At 45.9% G+C, this 16,643-nt stretch carries 21 protein-coding genes; 3 read left to right on the top strand and 18 right to left on the bottom strand.

Translation table 11 applies throughout. The annotated features are described in order from the left end of the window. The first annotated feature begins 89 nt into the window (after positions 1 to 89). Positions 90 to 608: a DUF4136 domain-containing protein gene (locus BT112_RS09525; RefSeq protein WP_072317144.1), complete on the top strand. Its 519-nt coding sequence runs from the start codon at positions 90 to 92 to the stop codon at positions 606 to 608. Positions 609 to 728: 120 nt separating this feature from the next. Here the strand turns inward: BT112_RS09525 and BT112_RS09530 are convergent, their stop codons facing one another. The 3 genes from BT112_RS09530 to sucC all read right to left on the bottom strand — a co-directional run bounded on the left by BT112_RS09530 (position 729) and on the right by sucC (position 3,077). After that, positions 729 to 1,157: an Hsp20/alpha crystallin family protein gene (locus BT112_RS09530; RefSeq protein WP_072317145.1), complete on the bottom strand. Its 429-nt coding sequence runs from the start codon at positions 1,155 to 1,157 to the stop codon at positions 729 to 731. A 214-nt stretch (positions 1,158 to 1,371) separates the two neighbouring features. Next, positions 1,372 to 1,773, bottom strand: a complete 402-nt coding sequence (locus BT112_RS09535; protein ID WP_072317146.1) for a hypothetical protein — start codon at positions 1,771 to 1,773, stop codon at positions 1,372 to 1,374. A 110-nt stretch (positions 1,774 to 1,883) separates the two neighbouring features. Beyond that, entirely contained in the window at positions 1,884 to 3,077 is a 1,194-nt protein-coding gene (gene sucC, locus BT112_RS09540) for an ADP-forming succinate--CoA ligase subunit beta (RefSeq protein ID WP_072317147.1), read from the bottom strand. Between the two features lie 320 nt (positions 3,078 to 3,397). Here sucC and lysA point away from each other — a divergent pair, with 320 nt between their 5' ends. After that, positions 3,398 to 4,654, top strand: coding sequence for a diaminopimelate decarboxylase (lysA, locus tag BT112_RS09545; RefSeq protein ID WP_072317148.1), 1,257 nt, complete (start codon positions 3,398 to 3,400; stop codon positions 4,652 to 4,654). A gap of 100 nt (positions 4,655 to 4,754) precedes the next feature. On the opposite strand, the gene BT112_RS09550 is transcribed toward lysA, so the two are convergent. The 13 genes from BT112_RS09550 to BT112_RS09610 form a co-directional block, all read right to left on the bottom strand. Beyond that, positions 4,755 to 5,786 carry a transporter family protein gene (locus tag BT112_RS09550; protein ID WP_245777013.1) on the bottom strand — a complete coding sequence of 344 codons (1,032 nt, stop codon included), beginning with the start codon at positions 5,784 to 5,786 and terminating at the stop codon, positions 4,755 to 4,757. Continuing rightward, positions 5,783 to 6,817, bottom strand: coding sequence for a cytochrome-c peroxidase (locus BT112_RS09555; protein WP_072317149.1), 1,035 nt, complete (start codon positions 6,815 to 6,817; stop codon positions 5,783 to 5,785). The genes BT112_RS09550 and BT112_RS09555 overlap by 4 nt, the downstream gene beginning before the upstream one ends. Continuing rightward, positions 6,807 to 7,613 carry an MbnP family protein gene (locus BT112_RS09560; protein WP_072317150.1) on the bottom strand — a complete coding sequence of 269 codons (807 nt, stop codon included), beginning with the start codon at positions 7,611 to 7,613 and terminating at the stop codon, positions 6,807 to 6,809. Before BT112_RS09560 ends, BT112_RS09555 begins: the two co-directional genes overlap by 11 nt. Before the next feature lie 20 nt (positions 7,614 to 7,633). Next, on the bottom strand, positions 7,634 to 8,674 hold the full coding sequence (locus BT112_RS09565; RefSeq protein WP_072317151.1) for a cytochrome-c peroxidase: 1,041 nt from the start codon (positions 8,672 to 8,674) through the stop codon (positions 7,634 to 7,636). 32 nt (positions 8,675 to 8,706) lie between these two features. Continuing rightward, positions 8,707 to 9,510 carry an MbnP family protein gene (locus BT112_RS09570; protein WP_072317152.1) on the bottom strand — a complete coding sequence of 268 codons (804 nt, stop codon included), beginning with the start codon at positions 9,508 to 9,510 and terminating at the stop codon, positions 8,707 to 8,709. An 85-nt stretch (positions 9,511 to 9,595) separates the two neighbouring features. Beyond that, positions 9,596 to 9,940 (bottom strand): hypothetical protein, encoded by a 345-nt coding sequence (locus tag BT112_RS09575; protein ID WP_217652357.1) that lies wholly within the window; start codon positions 9,938 to 9,940, stop codon positions 9,596 to 9,598. Positions 9,941 to 10,162: 222 nt separating this feature from the next. Continuing rightward, positions 10,163 to 10,597: a hypothetical protein gene (locus tag BT112_RS09580; protein ID WP_072317154.1), complete on the bottom strand. Its 435-nt coding sequence runs from the start codon at positions 10,595 to 10,597 to the stop codon at positions 10,163 to 10,165. 109 nt (positions 10,598 to 10,706) lie between these two features. Then, positions 10,707 to 10,916, bottom strand: a complete 210-nt coding sequence (locus tag BT112_RS21620) for a hypothetical protein (RefSeq protein ID WP_139276090.1) — start codon at positions 10,914 to 10,916, stop codon at positions 10,707 to 10,709. A 205-nt stretch (positions 10,917 to 11,121) separates the two neighbouring features. Beyond that, complete coding sequence (locus tag BT112_RS09590; protein ID WP_245777014.1) at positions 11,122 to 11,664, bottom strand: TrmH family RNA methyltransferase; 543 nt, start codon at positions 11,662 to 11,664, stop codon at positions 11,122 to 11,124. Continuing rightward, a complete protein-coding gene (locus tag BT112_RS09595; RefSeq protein ID WP_072317249.1) occupies positions 11,654 to 12,295 on the bottom strand; it encodes a DUF4159 domain-containing protein in 642 nt (213 codons plus the stop codon). Before BT112_RS09595 ends, BT112_RS09590 begins: the two co-directional genes overlap by 11 nt. A gap of 23 nt (positions 12,296 to 12,318) precedes the next feature. Next, positions 12,319 to 13,032 carry a 16S rRNA (uracil(1498)-N(3))-methyltransferase gene (locus BT112_RS09600; protein WP_072317157.1) on the bottom strand — a complete coding sequence of 238 codons (714 nt, stop codon included), beginning with the start codon at positions 13,030 to 13,032 and terminating at the stop codon, positions 12,319 to 12,321. A 67-nt stretch (positions 13,033 to 13,099) separates the two neighbouring features. After that, complete coding sequence (locus BT112_RS09605) at positions 13,100 to 13,621, bottom strand: hypothetical protein (RefSeq protein WP_072317158.1); 522 nt, start codon at positions 13,619 to 13,621, stop codon at positions 13,100 to 13,102. A 10-nt stretch (positions 13,622 to 13,631) separates the two neighbouring features. Next, positions 13,632 to 14,012: a DUF983 domain-containing protein gene (locus BT112_RS09610; RefSeq protein WP_072317159.1), complete on the bottom strand. Its 381-nt coding sequence runs from the start codon at positions 14,010 to 14,012 to the stop codon at positions 13,632 to 13,634. A gap of 171 nt (positions 14,013 to 14,183) precedes the next feature. Between BT112_RS09610 and BT112_RS09615 the strand changes: the two genes are divergently transcribed. Then, on the top strand, positions 14,184 to 15,059 hold the full coding sequence (locus tag BT112_RS09615; protein WP_072317160.1) for a helix-turn-helix domain-containing protein: 876 nt from the start codon (positions 14,184 to 14,186) through the stop codon (positions 15,057 to 15,059). Positions 15,060 to 15,139: 80 nt separating this feature from the next. Here BT112_RS09615 and BT112_RS21625 read toward each other — a convergent pair whose 3' ends face one another. Then, on the bottom strand, positions 15,140 to 15,328 hold the full coding sequence (locus BT112_RS21625) for a hypothetical protein (RefSeq protein WP_139276092.1): 189 nt from the start codon (positions 15,326 to 15,328) through the stop codon (positions 15,140 to 15,142). A gap of 215 nt (positions 15,329 to 15,543) precedes the next feature. Further along, positions 15,544 to 16,566: a tRNA (adenosine(37)-N6)-threonylcarbamoyltransferase complex transferase subunit TsaD gene (gene tsaD, locus BT112_RS09620; protein WP_072317250.1), complete on the bottom strand. Its 1,023-nt coding sequence runs from the start codon at positions 16,564 to 16,566 to the stop codon at positions 15,544 to 15,546. Positions 16,567 to 16,643 lie beyond the last annotated feature (77 nt).

Raw genomic sequence — 16,643 nt, forward strand, 5'->3', positions numbered from 1 at the left:
AGCGGCGTATGGTTTTACCGGTACAATCTTTTTGGTCTGCCTTCCGGGAATTCGAAAGATTTACTTAAATTTGAGAAAAGCGATTTATCATGCGAGCCATAAAAATTTTTCTGCTGGGACTTCTTTTCGGAGCCTGCTCGGTAGCCAAAGTGGATTACGACAGGAATACGGATTTCTCACACTACAGGACCTTTAACTTTTATCCCGAAATGAATTCGGGGCTCAATCAGCTCGATGAAAAGCGGATTGTTGTACAAACCGAGACTTTTCTGGCCGGTAAAGGTTTTGTAAAATCGGACAGTCCGGATATGTATGTCAATATTTTTTCGCGTCAGTACGAGACACCGAACAACAGTTCTGTGGGGATCGGTATCGGTAGTGGCGGTAGAGGCGGAGGAGTCGGTATATCGGGAGGTATTCCTATCCGATCGAATTCCACGACCCAGGAAATTACTTTTGACCTGATCGATGCCGGTAAGGAAGAATTGATCTGGCAGGGCATCTCGGAGGTGAAATTGGGGAATAACAGTAGTCCGGAAGCCAGGGAGCAGGCCTATAAAAAGGTGGTAGAAAAGGTGTTGGGGAAATACCCTCCCGGAAAAAAATAAAAGAGAATCCGATACCGGATACGTTCCGGTGCCTGATATCTAATGAAAAAATCCCTGCAGCACGCAGGGATTTTTTTTCATTAAAAACCAATTAACTAACTAAACTAACGTAATCCAACATTATGAAATTTCGATAAATTTCTTGGGTTTTGGCAACGCTTCCTCACGTTTCGGAAGGGTCAGCTTCAGAATACCGTTTTCGTAGGCAGCATTAATAGCTTCATCTTTTATGGTGTCCGGCAGGTTAAATGACCTTCGGAACGCGTAATGACGAAATTCCCTGCGGGTGTATTTGTCATGATCTTCTTTTTTCTCCTCATGCTGTTCGGAGGAAATGGTCAGTACCTGATCGTCTACTTCGATCTTAAAATCTTCTTTGTGTTTTCCCGGAGCAACCAGTTCCAGTGTAAATTCCTTATCGGTTTCCTGAATGTTCACAGCAGGAACATGTGTGTTTTGATTCTGGATGCCTCCCAGCCAGTCGGGCTTCAGGAATTCATCAAAAATAGAAGGAAACCATACGTCGTTATTTCTTTTTACAAGGCTCATAATGTTATTATTTTAAGGTTTAACTTTTTTAATTTATGTTCAACCTGTATATAACAAAATGAGTTCCAATTCGATGATTAAGACTTTATGTCATGATTTAGTGGTGTTTTGATGACAAAATGACGTGTTTTAGGGGGCTGTTGAGTTATTAGGTTATGTGAGATACTAAGAACTACAAAACTCCGAACCAAAAATCACTCCCATACCGCTTTCATCAATTATAATAAGTCTTAAAAATCTCGATCAGGACCGGGGGAGGAACAATCTTGTCGGGATATTGATGCATGATATCGAGCACTTTGTTGGTGGCGAGCGGATTGAGCCCCATACGGATGCCGAGCTCTTTTATTTTTTCTATTTCGAGGACGGAAGAAGAATGGTCTATATTCATCAGTAAGACGAGGCGGTGAAATTGAAGGATGCGTTCGGATTCCGGTTTGAGTTGTACGCTTTCTACCTGGGTCGTGAAGAGTTTGTCGAGTGTGTGTTTTGTTATTCCGAGTTGTTCCGCTACGACAAGGAGGAAGCGGTATTCGATAGCTTTAATCTTTCCGTCGGATCTCGCCAGGGCGATCATGTCGGCCAGGAGGCTGAGTTTTTCTTTTTCGGTGTTCATGGTCGGGGCAGATAGGTTGATTGTTAATGATTTCTTTATAAAACAAAAACTCCCGGAATTTATTTTCCCGGGAGTTTTTTATGTATTCAGAATCTTTTCGCGGAAAAGACTTAGCTTAAAACTTCTTTAACTTTATCGGCAGCTTCCTGGAACTGAACCGCAGAGTGTACGGCAAGTCCGGAGTTGTCTATAAGTTCTTTGGCTATTTTGGCGTTAGTACCTTGCAGACGTACGATGATCGGCACCTTAATGGCGTCTCCCATGTTCTTGTATGCGTCTACGATACCCTGGGCAACACGGTCGCAACGGACGATACCTCCGAATATATTGATCAGGATGGCCTTAACGTTCGGATCTTTCAGGATAATACGGAAAGCAGTTTCCACGCGTTTTGCATCGGCAGTACCACCTACGTCAAGGAAGTTGGCGGGTTCTCCACCGGCTTGCTTGATGAGGTCCATAGTAGCCATGGCCAGTCCGGCGCCGTTAACCATACAACCGACATTACCATCGAGGTCTACGTAGTTGAGTCCGACAGCTTTGGCTTCTACTTCGATGGGGTTCTCTTCGCGAAGGTCACGCATCTCTGCATAATCCTTGTGACGGAAAAGCGCGTTATCATCGATAGTAACTTTGGCATCTACAGCCATGATCTTATCGTCGGATGTCTTTAAAACCGGGTTTATCTCGAACAGGGATGCATCAGATTTGATGTAGGCCGTGTACAAAGAGCTTACGAACTTCACCATTTCTTTGAATGCATTGCCGCTCAACCCGAGGTTGAAGGCAATTCTCCTCGCCTGGAAAGGCATAAGGCCTACTGCAGGGTCTATCTCCTCGGTAAAGATGAGATGAGGGGTTTTTTCCGCAACTTCTTCGATATCCATACCGCCTTCGGTAGAGTACATGATCATGTTTCTTCCTTTGGAGCGGTTGAGAAGTACGGACATATAGAATTCCGAAGTTTCACTGTCTCCGGGATAGTATACATCCTCTGCAACCAATACCTGGTGCACTTTTTTCCCTTCAGCGGAAGTCTGTGGAGTAACCAGGTTCATACCGATGATCTGCTCAGCAAGTTCTTCTACCTGTTTCAGGTCTTTGGCAAGCTTTACTCCGCCTCCCTTACCGCGGCCTCCCGCGTGTATCTGGGCCTTTATGACATGCCATCCGGTTCCTGTTTCCTGAGTGAGTTGCTTGGCGGCGGCAACGGCTTCCTGAGGATTATGGGCAACAACACCGCGTTGTACCCTTACACCGAAACCTGCCAGTATTTCTTTTCCCTGATATTCGTGTAAATTCATAACAAAGATTTCAATTAAATGAGTGACAAAGATAGCAAACCTCGCATAATTAAGATAGCTTAAAACTATTTTTTTGCATTCCCGGAGAAATAGCTTTATTTTGTACAATATGGATTAAAAATCTGATTTACAGGAGGGAATATGCCGGGGTTTCGGAGGTGTCCGTAAGACCGGAGTATGAAAGGATTAAATGTTTGTATTATCACAAAATGTTTGTTTTTTATTGTATGTTTATTTTTTTCCCCTTCCGATGTAGCTAATAGCTTATATTTGGGCACTTAAAACAGAGGAACCGAATCACTAACACACAAATTTAGGACATGAATAATCAGGATTTATTAAATATTTCCCGTGAATTCGGGAACCCGGTATATGTATATGATGCGGAAAAAATCATATCGCAATACCAACGGCTGACCGGAGCTTTCAGTAAGGTAAAACACCTGAAAGTGAACTATGCGGCCAAGGCACTATCTAATATTTCCGTATTGCGATTGCTCAATCAACTGGGAAGCGGACTGGATACGGTTTCTATCCAGGAGGTACAGCTGGGGCTACAGGCCGGGTTTAAACCGGAAGATATCATTTTTACCCCCAACGGGGTGTCTCTTGAGGAGATCGAGGAAGTTGCTGCGCTCGGTGTGCAGATCAATATCGACAACCTTTCCATCCTTGAACAATTCGGGACGAAACATGCGGAAATCCCGGTATGTATCCGGGTAAATCCCCACGTAATGGCAGGAGGGAACACCAATATTTCGGTGGGTCATATCGATTCCAAATTCGGGATCAGTATTCACCAGATGCCGCACCTGCTCCGGATTGTGGAGAATACCAAAATGCACATCAACGGTATTCACATGCATACGGGGAGTGACATCCTGGATATCGAAGTTTTTCTCTATGCTTCGGAGATTCTTTTTGAAACTGCAAAACACTTTAAAAACCTCGATTTTATAGATTTCGGAAGTGGTTTTAAAGTGCCTTATAAAGAAGGAGATATCGAGACCAATATCGAAGAGCTGGGCAAAAAACTGAGCAGGAAGTTTAACGATTTCTGTAAGGAATACGGAAAAGACCTGACCCTGGCTTTCGAGCCCGGAAAATTCCTGGTGAGTCAGGCCGGATATTTCCTGGCCAAAGTGAACGTGGTAAAACAAACCACTTCGACTGTTTTTGCCAGTATAGACACCGGCTTCAATCATCTCATACGTCCCATGCTTTACGGGGCGCACCACGAGATCGTAAATATTTCCAATCCGGAAGGACGTGACCGTTTCTATTCGGTAGTGGGATATATCTGCGAGACCGATACATTTGCAAACAACCGCAGGATCGCCCAGATTACCGAAGGCGATGTCCTTTGCTTTAAGAATGCAGGGGCCTATTGTTTTACCATGGCGAGTAATTACAACTCCCGTTTCCGTCCGGCCGAAGTGCTGTGGTACAACGGAAAGGCGCATCTGATACGCAAAAGGGAGACCTTCGAAGACCTGATACGCAATCAGGTGGAAGTAGACCTGCAACTTTCGGGAAGTAAAAAAGAAAAGGAAGCCGTAGCGCTTAAGGAAGGGTAACTGTTGGCAGTACCACCTCCCTGAATACAAATAAAAACGGGCAGCAAGATTTTTCCTGGTTGCCCGTTTCCGTATTTTGTGTACACATGTAAGGTTACGATCAGATATTGAAATTCACATACAGGGACAAACGGTTCTTCACTTCTACTTTTCCGTTGTTCAGGTTCTGGTTGATGGGGAGCATCCCCATAACTCCGAGGGACCATTTTTTATAGGTGGCCTCAACACCCCATTTTCCGAAAAACACATCGCCTTTTGTGTTGGGTACGGCCTGCCCGTATTGTTCGTTTTCCTCGTACAGCTCACCGGCTATCCCGAGGATGGGAGTGAGCATCTTGTTTTCCTGTATAGCGAAGGAACGGAAGAACTGCACGCCGTAATTGAGCTGGTTTCCGAAGAGGTAATGTTCGTTGTTTTCGGTTTTAAAGGTGTAATTCAGCATGGCGCTTGCCCCCCAGTTGCCAAGGGTTACGGCATAATCGGTACCGATGATATAATCCCAGCTTCCGGTCCCGGCCTGGAAACTCGGGTTTACACTTCCCTCGTTATTGGCTTTGTCGTATTTTCCGGTGGGGAGCTTAATACCTCCGCCAACCTGTAACGTATGTCTCAGCGTTCCGCTGACCTGCAGGGTATCGGCCGGTTTCAGGATTTTATAGAATCCCATAACTGTCATGTCTCCCATACCGGTAAGGTGCTGCTCGGATTTATCGGCAAAGGTCCGGTTGTGGAAATGATAGGGGATCATGGCATTGACCACAATCCTTTCCCCGAGGGGGATTCTTCCCCAGGCCTGTATGGTATTGAAGTTCTCGTCCACCCATGGCGAGTTGTTGAAAATACCGTCCCTGGAGCGATATTGTTGTGTGATGTAGCGTACTCCGGCAAAGTTATTATCGAGTCCGGTGCTGTACCCCATGCTTCCGCCGTTTCCGCTGCATCCGCATACGTCACACATAAAAAGAGCTTTTGCCGGCTGAAAATTGCTTCGGAACGGTGAGGGAATGGTGTCTGAGGTCGTGGTGGCATTCGCAGAAAATATGCCCACTACCAGATAGAGGATGGTAAAAATGTGGTACACAGGTTGTGTCATGGCGGTTGTTCGCGTTTTCTTGTGTTTCGGGTTATTCATCGTACATAGGTTTTATCGGTGAGGGTATGCAGGAAAGCAATGAGGGCACTCTTGTCCTCTTCGCTCAGTGCAATACCCGACCGGTTGTTTTGCTTTAGTGCGGGATCGAGCGTTTCGGAGTCCTGTACGTCCCGGTCATAAAAATCGAGAACAGATCTCAGGTCTGCAAAGCGTCCGTCGTGCATATAAGGTGCGGTCACGGTAATATTTCTCAGTGTAGGGGTCTTGTATTTACCCAGGTCTTCCCGGTTACGGGTTACCCGGTAGCGTCCGAGGTATATTTCGTCATGCGAAGTATCCCCGAAAGTGGCGTCCAGGCCATTATTGTGATAGTCATTATCAGTAAATAATCCTGGCGTATGGCAGGTCGCACAGTGATTTTTAAACAGCTGATGGCCTTGTTTTTCGATAGCGGTTAGTGGTGTGCCGTTTTCGATATGGCTGTCGTATTTGCTGTCTGCAGAGACCAGGGAACGCTGGTATTGTGCCAATGCTTTCATGACCTGGTTTATCCGGATGTCGCTGTCGAATGCCCTCCGGAAATACGAGACGTATTCCGGATCTTCCCGGAGTTCTGTAATGAGCTCGTCCAGATTCTGGAACATTTCGTCTTCGTGGGCGAGTGGTGCGAAGGCCTGCGATTCGAGATTGGTGGAGCCGCCGTCCCAGAAAAGCCCGTTATCTGCCCATGCCATGTTGATGAGTGTCGGCACATGGCGCAGCAATGGTTTCCCGGAAACGCCCTTTACGGAAAGTCTGCTTCCTTCGGAGAAAGCCAGCCGGGGTTGATGGCATGTGCCACAGGACACCGTATTGGTACCGGACAGGCGCGTGTCGAAAAACAGCTTTTCGCCCAGTTCGATTCCTGCGGTTGTCATGGGATTATCCGGGTATTCCGGTGGTACCGGAAAATGGGAAGGGATCCGGAGTGTGTACTCCGGATCTTCCCCGATTCCATCGTCATCGGTAGTACATCCTGTACATGCCAGGAATATATACAGCAGATAATATGGAAATCTTTTATTCTTCATCCGCTGGGACCACGGTAAATGTGTTGCTTTCGAAATTGTCTGCCATAGTGGTCATGGCTTCCGGTGTGGAGGCTCCTATGACCGGGGTTTCCGTAACCTTAATACCGTTCAGGATACCGGCAATGTCGGTTGTTATGGTGAGGTTACGGTCGGTATCGCCACCTATTTCAAGGTCTTTGTCCAGGGTAAGAACAACAGTTCTGTAGCTGCTGTTCAACCCGGTCTCGAGCTGGAGTTGGGTATCGTTACCGGTATCCGTTCCTTTCAGGGAAGCGAATATATAGCTGGTATGCCACATCCAGGAAATATTGGTCATCCCGTTGAGCTGTGAAAGTTCCCCGGCCTGCAGGCTCAGATTGTCGTTATAGGCAGGGTCTATGCCCACGGCAAATTTGATGCTTGTATAACTTCCGGCGGGTATTCCCGTGAGGGTGATGGTCTCCCTCTTGTTGGCCGGATATTCGTAAGCACCGTCCTGTATACTGATGGCTTCGGTCTCTTCCATCAGGTAATAGGAATCTTCGATACTGAATTCTTCTCCGTCCGTATCGGTAAGGATTACATGGCTTATCCAGTATCTGAATTGATTAAAATTCAGTTGCTGTCCTTCGATATCGTAGGTTGTATGCAGCTCAAAATCTTCCTGGCCTACTACGGCATCCAGGGTGAGGTTCAGTGTTCCGGGAAGTGTAGCGGTCAGTTCTTCACCGGTAATCGTATGGTCGTCATCACTGTTGCATGCTGCAAGCGTCAGTACCGTGAGTACATATATAAGGGCCAGTTTATAATTTTTCATTGTTCAGTTTTAAATGTGAATTAATATTCGGCAAAACGTTCGTCGTTGAGATATTCCTCATCGGTCAGGGTATTCAGAAAAGCGATCAATGCCGATTTTTCCTCTGTACTCAGCCGGATGCCGGGAGTATCTCCGTTTTGCAATGCGGGATCGAGGGTTTCCGACTCGCGGACCCCGTCCGTGTAAAAGTTGAGTACGGATTCCAGGCTTCCGAAACGCCCGTCGTGCATATAGGGTTTTGTGATCGCTACATTGCGAAGGCTGGGCACCTTGAATTTATACCGGTCCGATTCGCTGCCGCTGACCTCCATTCTGCCCTGGTCATCCAGAGTAGGGTTGGGAGGAAGTCCGTTGTTACGGAAAGCATTGTCCGTAAACAGATCGGTAGCATGGCATGTCGCACATTTTTGCCGGAACACTTCGAGTCCGTAAACCTCTTCATCGGTAAAGTTGCCTCCTGTTTCTCCGCGTACGTATTTGTCATACCTGGAATTGGATGAAACCATCATTACCATAAACTGGGACAGGGCCTTGAAGAAGTTTTCGTTATTGACCTCGCCGTTCTCGAAAGCCTGGGCGAATAGTTTCCGGTAATCCCCGTCGGCTTTGATTTTGCTGATGACGTTAGAAACGGTTTCTCCCATTTCCACTTCATTGGTGATCGGGATGATGGGGAAAAGATCGAGATGCGATGTAGCGCCATCCCATGCAAATTCGGTCATGAATGCAGCATTTTGTATGGCCGGTGTGTTTCTCGTTCCTTCTTTATCATCGATACCATGGCTGAACTGGTGTCCGTGGTGGGTGAATGCAAACCGTTGTTCGTGGCAAAATCCACAGGAAATAAATCCGTTGGACGATAATTTTCCGTCGTAGAATAGTTTTTTACCCAGTTCGAATCCCTTTTCAGTCGGTGGATTTGCTGTGATATCGTACTGCAAATCCGGAAAATTTTCGGGTATGGTAAACACCAGCGGTTCATTGACCGGTACGTATTCGTCATTATCCGAACTGCAGGACATACAGGCTAAGCCCGATATCAGGATCAGTAACTTTTTCATCCGTATTGTTTTTAGCGCAGGTGCCTTCCCTGTTAATGGTGGCTGCCTGAGCCGTTGTGAACGTGATCTACGGAAAACATTTCCGTAGCATTTTCGGAGATCATCGGAGATTTTTCTTCACTGATCATAATTACGGCCTGCTCGGAGAGTACTATTTTGTTGGTGCCGTTCAGTATTTTATCGGCATCAACAGCCAGGTGAATAAGCGGGCTCATCGTTTCGCTGACAATGGCATTGGTTCCGAGGTCGAGGGTTACTTCGCGGTAGTTATCCAGACTGGAGCCGTGGCTTCCCATGTGAATTTTAAATTCGGTAGCTTCGGTAACACTCCCGGAAGTAAAAGTTCCTTCGAAGTTGAGGAATTTATATCCGGCCTGCCAGGACCACATCATTTCTTCAGTTTCAGCCTCTGCGAGGAAATCCCCTTGTCCTTCGGCTCCCTGGAGGTATTTTTCCTGGTCGACACCTACACCAAATTTGATCCTGGTGTAATTCCCGGCAGGGATTCCGTTAAGGGTGATCTCGGTTTTGTCACTTTCTTCGCTGATAATAAAATAACTGTCGTCTTTCGGATATACATAGGTGTTCCCTTCGTCGTCGGTCAACGTGAAATTACTCACAATATAGGTGAGTCTGTCTATCGTAAGACGCTCCCCATTGGTGTTGGTATATGCGGAGGTGTGCAGAATAAGATCGTCACCCGCTACGCCGTTGTCAAATGCTATGGAAACCTGTCCTTCGCCTGTGAGGGCAGAAGTGTCATCATCCGATGAGCAGGAAGTATAAAGTGCTGTAAGAGTTATGCTTAAAATAAATATAAATGTATTGGATCGCATTATTGATATCGTTTAAGTTGATAAAATGGTGTACCCAACCTTTCTTCCCGGTGGGAAGTGGTATGAGGTATAAATTTTTTGATATTCAGGATAAAACGATCGGTGGTCTCAGCGGGCGGTCTGCCGTGAGGTAAAAGTAAATGTTATTGTAAGAGAAAAAAGCGTTCTTATTGCGATAGAATTCAGGCCCGGTAAGTAAGGATATATTAACATCCTTTTCCAGATAGAGCAGGGATAGTTCGGTGTTTCTGGAGGTGTCGTTCCTTTTTTTATCGTCATTACCCGAAACTTCCCGGGCTATGGCCTTCATCAGGAAGCACTTCCCGTTACATTGCAATTTGGGACGCTCTTTATTGATGCAAAGTACGGTAGTAATGTAATCGTAATTGACCGTATATTCCAGTACGGGGAATAACGGTTTAAAACACATCAGAAATGCTAATATGAAAAGAAAATGTTTCAATTGCTGATGGATAGGGGGAACTTAGTTCTTTAGTTTTTTAGTTCGTAGTTTGGAATTACCGGATGTTTAGTTCGTTATTGACGGTACTTGTTGGTTGTTATGAGTGTATTCCGGTGTACAGGAATGTGTATTTTTCCTGTTAACCCAATAATCTATTAAGTACCAACTACGAACTATAAACCACCAAACTCACCTCAGGTCGAGTTGTTTTTCTGCTTTGGCAATGCTTTCCTGCATGAGATCCCTCATTTCGTAGACTTCGGTTTTCTCTTCTTTCAGGATCTCTATTTTGGCTTGCAGTTCTTCGGGCTCACTGTTTTTCGGGTCGAATTCGCCATAGGGGAATTTCTCACTGAAATCTTTCATCCAGTCCATCATGGCTTTGTGAGACAGCTGCAGGCTATCCAGGATACCCTGATAGTTTCGGGTAGTATCGTTTTGTTTTTTCAGCGCTTCTGCGAGGGTATTGAGTTTTCCCATTTCGGGCATCACTTCGTCGTGTACGGCAATGACCTCATCGAAGAGTTTGTTGTATTCTTTTGTTTCCGGCGAAGGCTTGTCGTTACATGCCGTTAGGGCTATACAGATCGTAAACCATAGGGTGGATAACCTTAAATATCTCATGATGTTAAGTTTTTTGATGGAAGGTTGCGAAATAAAGGCATGGCCGGTTTTCGTAAAATTCCTGGAAATAAAATAATTGTGGTGCTCCCTGATCAGGGCAAAAAAAGACTTAACGTAATGAAATGGGCGGTTTTAACGGACTGCCTCCCTGCGGTGAAGTGTAATATTCGGGAGCGTACAGCGGATTTGTGTATTGAACTGCTGTAAAAGATATGGCTTCCGGAGCTTCTTCTGTTTGTTGATAAAACAGGATCTGGTGCTCAAATTTCAGAGCGGGTTTGTCCTGCCGGTCATCTTCAACCTCTTTTACGGCTTTCATAAGATAGCATTTTCCATAACACTGCAATTGCGGTTTATCTTTATTGATGCAAAGTACCCGGGAAATATAATCGTAATTGGCAGCGTATTCCAGGAACGGAAAAGCTGGCCGCAGACAAATGAACAGTGCTATGAGGAGAAAAGCGTTCTTCACGCCGCAAAAATAATCAAATGTTGCGATGTAACCACGCTGCGATGTGTTAAAATCATAAAGTCTCAGGGGTGGGCAACTTTATTTGCCTGGTGATTTCATAAAGTGCAATTCCGGTAGCCTGTATGACGTTCATACTGCTGTTGTTGCCGAACATTTCGATGTGTATGGCATGGTCGGACGCTTGTATGATTTCAGGGGATACCCCGGAACTTTCATTTCCGATAACCAGGGCGATCTTTTGAAAGGGGGCAAAATCGAACCGGCTTACCGGGATACTTTGATCTGTAATTTCGAGGGAGATGATGGAGTAGCCTTCCGTTTTGAGTAGTTCCAGGGTTTGAAGCGTGTCCCCGGTGTAGGTGTACGATACGTATTTGTCTGCTGCGCGGGCGGTCTTTTTCATTCTCGGCGAAGAAAATACCGGGGGACGGGCACCGCAGAAACGGATCTCCTGTACACCGAAGGCTTCGGCGATACGAAAGAGTGCCCCGATGTTGGCCGGTCCGGTAAGGTTGTCGCAGACCATCGTAAGGGGAAAATGCTTTTGCTGAAAATAATGGTCCTGGTGTGTGAGCTGCATTTTTTTAATTCTCAAAGACGTATTGTATAATATTGGCTCCCATTTGGAGCGCTTTCCGGCGAACTTCTTCCGGGTCGTTGTGTACTTCGGGGTCTTCCCAGCCATCGCCGAGGTCCGACTCGAAGGTGAACAGGAATACAAGCCTTCCTTCGTGGAAATATCCGAAGGCTTCCGGACGTTTGTTGTCGTGTTCGTGTATTTTGGGCAGTCCGTCTGCAAAGGTGAACTTCTGATGAAACAGGGGATGATTTACCGGGATCTCCGACCATTCTTTATCCGGAAAAACTTTTTTCATCTCTTTTTCGAGGTAGGGACGCATACCGTAATTATCGTCCACATGGAGAAATCCGCCCGACAGCAGATAGTTTCTCAGGTTTTCGGCTTCGGCTTCGGAAAAGAAAACATTGCCATGCCCGGTCATGTGCAGAAAGGGATACTGAAACAGGTCTGTACTTCCGACTTCTACCGTCTGGGGTTTCGGGTTCATCCCGGTGCCTATCTGCTTATTGCAGAAATCGATAAGGTTGGGTAGTGAAGTAGGATTGGCATACCAGTCGCCGCCGCCGCCGTATTTGAGTACGGCAATATCCTGTGCGTAATTATGGGCGCACATCAGGAAAAGCAGGAGGTAAACAATTCTTTTCATGGTATTGCTGGTATTTGTCGGGGTCATGTTGTAAGGTTCATGAGGGCCACCGTATGGCAGGCTACTACGGCGGCCGTCTCTGTGCGCAACCGGGTATTGCCCAAAGATACGGGAATATATCCTTTGTCAAGAGCCATGCCGATCTCCCTTACCGAAAAGTCACCTTCCGGACCGATGAGTATGGTAGTTTCCGTTCCGGGAACGATTTTTTCCTTGAGCAGGTACCGTTCTTCACCTTCTTCGCAATGCGCTATACAATGTTGTCCGGGAGTTTGCTGTTGCAGAAAAGATTCGAGCGAAACAGCCGGGTTCAGCCTGGGCATAAAAGCGGATAGCGATTGTTTCATGGCAGATTGCAGGATTTTTTCCAGGCGTTCCGGTTTAACCACGGTTCTTTCGGAATGATCACAGATTACCGGAGTAATCTCATCAACGCCTATTTCCGTAGCTTTTTCGAGGAACCACTCGTACCTGTCGTTCATTTTGGTAGGGGCCACGGCCAGGTGAATGTAGTAATTACGACCTTCCTGCCGGCTTTTTTCCGTGAGCAGAACCGTGCAGTGGCGTATGTCCGCAACCGTTATTTCGGCTTTAAAGATCCATCCTTTTCCGTTAGTCAGATAGATGTGATCTCCTTCGGTTTTTCGCAATACCCGGATAATGTGCCTGCTTTCTTCCTTGTCGAACGTGAAACGTTTCTTTTCTTCATTGAGGTCCGGACTGTAAAATAGGTTCATAAGCGCAAACTATACTGATTCGTGCGAATATATAAATTATTGCCGCAAGTACAGGTCGATAAAGGGCTTATCTGATCTTTTTGATGTAAATGATTTCTTTGACCTCTGCATGATCAATTCCGGATTTTCCCGTTCCGTAACCTTCGAAACCTTGTTCTTCGATGATACGGCGGGTGACGGATGCGTTATCGAAAGCACGTACGATAAGGGCGTCGTGTTTTTTCTGAAATGCGATCTCTTCGGAACGGCGTAGTATTTCGGGGAGACCTCTGCCGGATGCATCGTGAAGCAACCTGTGGATTAGGAGGGGGCGGTCACTGTTTTCGGGCTGTTGTTCGGGAAGGAGCATGGAAACCAGTTCGGCAGATGCCAGGGGCTGAGCGCCTTCAAAAGCCATGAGCATTTGCCTGGAAAAATCATTGTGACGCCTGACCAGGGCTTCCGGAGCATAATTCTCGTCTATGTACTTTTTAATTTCAGGGTAATCGGTATGATCTTCAAAAAGTCGTTCAAAATGTTTTCTGGTATGTGTAATGACCCATTGTGTATGATCTTCGGTAAAAACGGCATATTTTACGGATATGGACATAAAATTTTTTTTAAGGTTCTACTCCGGGCTGTTCCGCAGTGTTCTTTTTCCGGAACATATAGAGCCATATGGTACGCGACAATCGGAAATTGAATGTGCTGGAGACCAGGGCTACGACCATTATAATAAAAAAAATGGAGATGTTTCCCAAATGAAATATAAATTTACCAAGAATGAGAATGGCGATCATTTCTGCGATAGTAAGGGCATAGCTGACATACATTGCCCCGAAAAAATAACCCGGTTCCTGGACAAAATTGTAACCGCAATGACTGCATTTCCTATGCATTTTGGGCATGCGGAAAAGCAGAGGGTTTCCGCTGGATTCGAAAATATCTCCTTTTTCACAATTTGGACATTTCTCTTTAAGGACATTAGGAAGGACGGCCATAGCGATTTTATTTGTAATTGACAGTGCAAATATGGTGAGGATACGTAGATTATAGATTAGACTTTTTACCCTTTAATTTGTACTTTTGGGACATGGGTGGTGATCCGGTCGTCGTTTTTTGTAAAGAAACCCCTGACTTTTGGAAAAGGGTTCGCCGGTAAAAGAAAACAAATGAGAACTATTCAGGTATTGCATATAGGGGAGTTCGGCAAGCAGAAGGATTATCCGTATTTTTACAGTAATACCTTCAAAGCGCATTCCGGGAGTTTCCATGAAGCGATTACCATTCCTCATAAACACGACTTTTTTGTATTGGTATTGTTTACCAAAGGGCATGGTACGCATGAGATCGATTTTCATTCGTACCCGATACGGCCGGGGAGTGTTTTTTTCATGTATCCGGGACAGACACATCACTGGGAGTTTTCGGAAGATACCGACGGATACGTGTTTTTTCACACCCAGGAGTTTTACGAATTTCAATATACCGATCGTTCCATACACAGCTTCCCGTTTTACTACTCGGCGCAAAACCCGCCCTGTCTGTACCCGGAAAAAGCGGAGCTGAAGAGGCTTACGGATCTCTTCAGCGGTATTTACACGGAATACCGGGGTGCGGATTTTATGAAAATGCAACGCATAGGCAGTCTGCTGGATCTTTTGTATATAGAGTTGAGCCGGATGTACCTGGGGAAGAATACTGTAGAAAGTCCTGTGCCGGCCGTATACACTCGAAAGATAAGAATACTGGAGACTTTAATAGAGCGGTATTATGTGTCAGAGAAAGCGCCATCGTTTTATGCGGAGAAAATGCATGTCAGTGCCAAACATCTCAATCGTATGGTAAAAACATCACTCCGGAAAACGACATCCGATCTTATTGCAGAACGTGTTATTCTCGAGGCTAAACGCCTGTTGGTACATTCTCCGCATTCTTTTACGGAAACCGCCAGGGAACTGGGATATGAAGATTATGCCTATTTTTCCCGTATTTTCAAGCAAAAAACAGGGGTTACCCCATCAGAATTCGTAGGCCGGTATCAATAAATACATCCTGAAACTATTAAAAAATCCCCCTGGATTTTATGCAAGGGGATTTCAATGTACTTGATCATGTGATCCGTTGTTTAGAGTGGTAAAAGCTGGCACTCCCGTTCTGCACATTGCAAACCGTATTCGGAGCATGTGGGCGGCGGGCATTCTCCCCATGGGTCGGGACAGGGAACGGGAACGATACATTGTTTTTTTCCGCCTTTGATGTTTTGTTGCTGAGTTTTGCTCAACGGCGTACCAAGATTAAGAATCAGTTTTTTCATGGTGATAAAGTTTGAGTTAAGAAGTATTGCCCCGAACCTTTAGAGACACTCGGGGAATGTGTCCGTAGTATGTTTCGGGACCACTGTGCGTGACAGAATTGAATTTTCGGAATATCATGATGTACCGTAAGTTTTGGGACTTATGGTACGTAAGATACAAAAAAATATGATGTATTTCTTTAAGAGGCTAAAAAAGAGGGGTTAAGACGGAATGGTCAGACTTTAAACCTGGCCTTTGCGGTAACATGATGCCCGGAGAAATCTTTTTCCCGGTATTTGAGGTAGCCCGTAATACCTATCATAGCAGCGTTGTCTGTAGTGTATTCGAACTTGGGGATAAAAGTCTTCCAGCCGTATTTTTTTTCTCCCGCTTTCAGGGCTTCCCGGATTCCTGAATTTGCAGAAACTCCACCGCCTATGGCAATTTGTTTTATTCCGGTTTCCTTTACGGCCTTCCGGAGTTTATCCATCAGGATATTCACGATGGTGTACTGGATGGAAGCACAGATGTCTTTCAGGTTTTCCCCGATAAAGCCGGGGTCTTCCGCGGTGTGTTTCTGTACGAAATACAGTATGGATGTCTTGAGGCCGCTGAAACTGAAATTGAGTCCCTCCACTTTGGGTTTCGGGAAACGAAACGCCCCGGGGTTGCCTTCCCTGGCATTTTTATCTATAAGCGGTCCTCCCGGATAGGGGAGTCCGAGTATTTTGGCGCTTTTGTCGAAAGCCTCACCTACGGCATCGTCTATGGTTTCTCCGATCACTGTCATGTCAAAATAGCTGTCTACCCGGATAATCTGGGTGTGACCACCACTGATGGTCATGGCCAGGAAGGGGAACGAAGGTTTGTCAAAACCATCCTCGTCTATAAAGTGGGCGAGGATATGGGCCTGCATGTGGTTTACTTCGATAAGGGGGATTTGCAGTCCCAGTGCGAGGGATTTGGCAAACGAAGTGCCGACGAGCAACGACCCCAATAAGCCGGGACCGCTGGTAAAAGCTATGGCGGATAACTCTTTTTTCCCGATATTTGCTTTGTCAAGGGCCATGTGTACGACAGGAACAATGTTTTGCTGGTGTGCCCGCGATGCAAGTTCGGGAACCACTCCGCCGTATTCTTCGTGAATTTTCTGGGTAGCAACAACATTACTCAGAACTTTTCCGTTAAGTAAAACGGCGGCAGAAGTGTCGTCGCAGGAAGATTCTATGGCCAGAATGTATGTTTTTTGCTCCTTCATCTGTACTTTTTTCAAAAAAATAAAGTTATCCGGTGCAAAGGTAGGCATTTTGTCCGTTGTTTCGCTAACCGACCCGA

Origin of the sequence: Sinomicrobium oceani, assembly GCF_900119185.1 — a bacterium.
Classification (GTDB): Bacteria; Bacteroidota; Bacteroidia; order Flavobacteriales; family Flavobacteriaceae; genus Sinomicrobium; species Sinomicrobium oceani.

Excerpts from the sequence above, each read along its gene's own strand:
- lysA (WP_072317148.1), top strand. The coding sequence starts at position 3,398 with ATGAATAATCAGGATTTATTAAATATTTCCCGTGAATTCGGGAACCCG.
- BT112_RS09555 (WP_072317149.1), bottom strand. The coding sequence starts at position 6,817 with ATGAAGAATAAAAGATTTCCATATTATCTGCTGTATATATTCCTGGCA.
- BT112_RS09580 (WP_072317154.1), bottom strand. The coding sequence starts at position 10,597 with ATGAGATATTTAAGGTTATCCACCCTATGGTTTACGATCTGTATAGCC.
- sucC (WP_072317147.1), bottom strand. The coding sequence starts at position 3,077 with ATGAATTTACACGAATATCAGGGAAAAGAAATACTGGCAGGTTTCGGT.
- BT112_RS09535 (WP_072317146.1), bottom strand. The coding sequence starts at position 1,773 with ATGAACACCGAAAAAGAAAAACTCAGCCTCCTGGCCGACATGATCGCC.
- BT112_RS09530 (WP_072317145.1), bottom strand. The coding sequence starts at position 1,157 with ATGAGCCTTGTAAAAAGAAATAACGACGTATGGTTTCCTTCTATTTTT.
- BT112_RS09605 (WP_072317158.1), bottom strand. The coding sequence starts at position 13,621 with ATGTCCATATCCGTAAAATATGCCGTTTTTACCGAAGATCATACACAA.
- BT112_RS09570 (WP_072317152.1), bottom strand. The coding sequence starts at position 9,510 with ATGCGATCCAATACATTTATATTTATTTTAAGCATAACTCTTACAGCA.
- BT112_RS09550 (WP_245777013.1), bottom strand. The coding sequence starts at position 5,786 with ATGAATAACCCGAAACACAAGAAAACGCGAACAACCGCCATGACACAA.
- BT112_RS09565 (WP_072317151.1), bottom strand. The coding sequence starts at position 8,674 with ATGAAAAAGTTACTGATCCTGATATCGGGCTTAGCCTGTATGTCCTGC.
- BT112_RS09610 (WP_072317159.1), bottom strand. The coding sequence starts at position 14,012 with ATGGCCGTCCTTCCTAATGTCCTTAAAGAGAAATGTCCAAATTGTGAA.
- BT112_RS09560 (WP_072317150.1), bottom strand. The coding sequence starts at position 7,613 with ATGAAAAATTATAAACTGGCCCTTATATATGTACTCACGGTACTGACG.
- tsaD (WP_072317250.1), bottom strand. The coding sequence starts at position 16,566 with ATGAAGGAGCAAAAAACATACATTCTGGCCATAGAATCTTCCTGCGAC.
- BT112_RS09575 (WP_217652357.1), bottom strand. The coding sequence starts at position 9,940 with ATGTGTTTTAAACCGTTATTCCCCGTACTGGAATATACGGTCAATTAC.
- BT112_RS09525 (WP_072317144.1), top strand. The coding sequence starts at position 90 with ATGCGAGCCATAAAAATTTTTCTGCTGGGACTTCTTTTCGGAGCCTGC.
- BT112_RS21625 (WP_139276092.1), bottom strand. The coding sequence starts at position 15,328 with ATGAAAAAACTGATTCTTAATCTTGGTACGCCGTTGAGCAAAACTCAG.
- BT112_RS21620 (WP_139276090.1), bottom strand. The coding sequence starts at position 10,916 with ATGAAAGCCGTAAAAGAGGTTGAAGATGACCGGCAGGACAAACCCGCT.
- BT112_RS09595 (WP_072317249.1), bottom strand. The coding sequence starts at position 12,295 with ATGAAAAGAATTGTTTACCTCCTGCTTTTCCTGATGTGCGCCCATAAT.
- BT112_RS09615 (WP_072317160.1), top strand. The coding sequence starts at position 14,184 with ATGAGAACTATTCAGGTATTGCATATAGGGGAGTTCGGCAAGCAGAAG.
- BT112_RS09600 (WP_072317157.1), bottom strand. The coding sequence starts at position 13,032 with ATGAACCTATTTTACAGTCCGGACCTCAATGAAGAAAAGAAACGTTTC.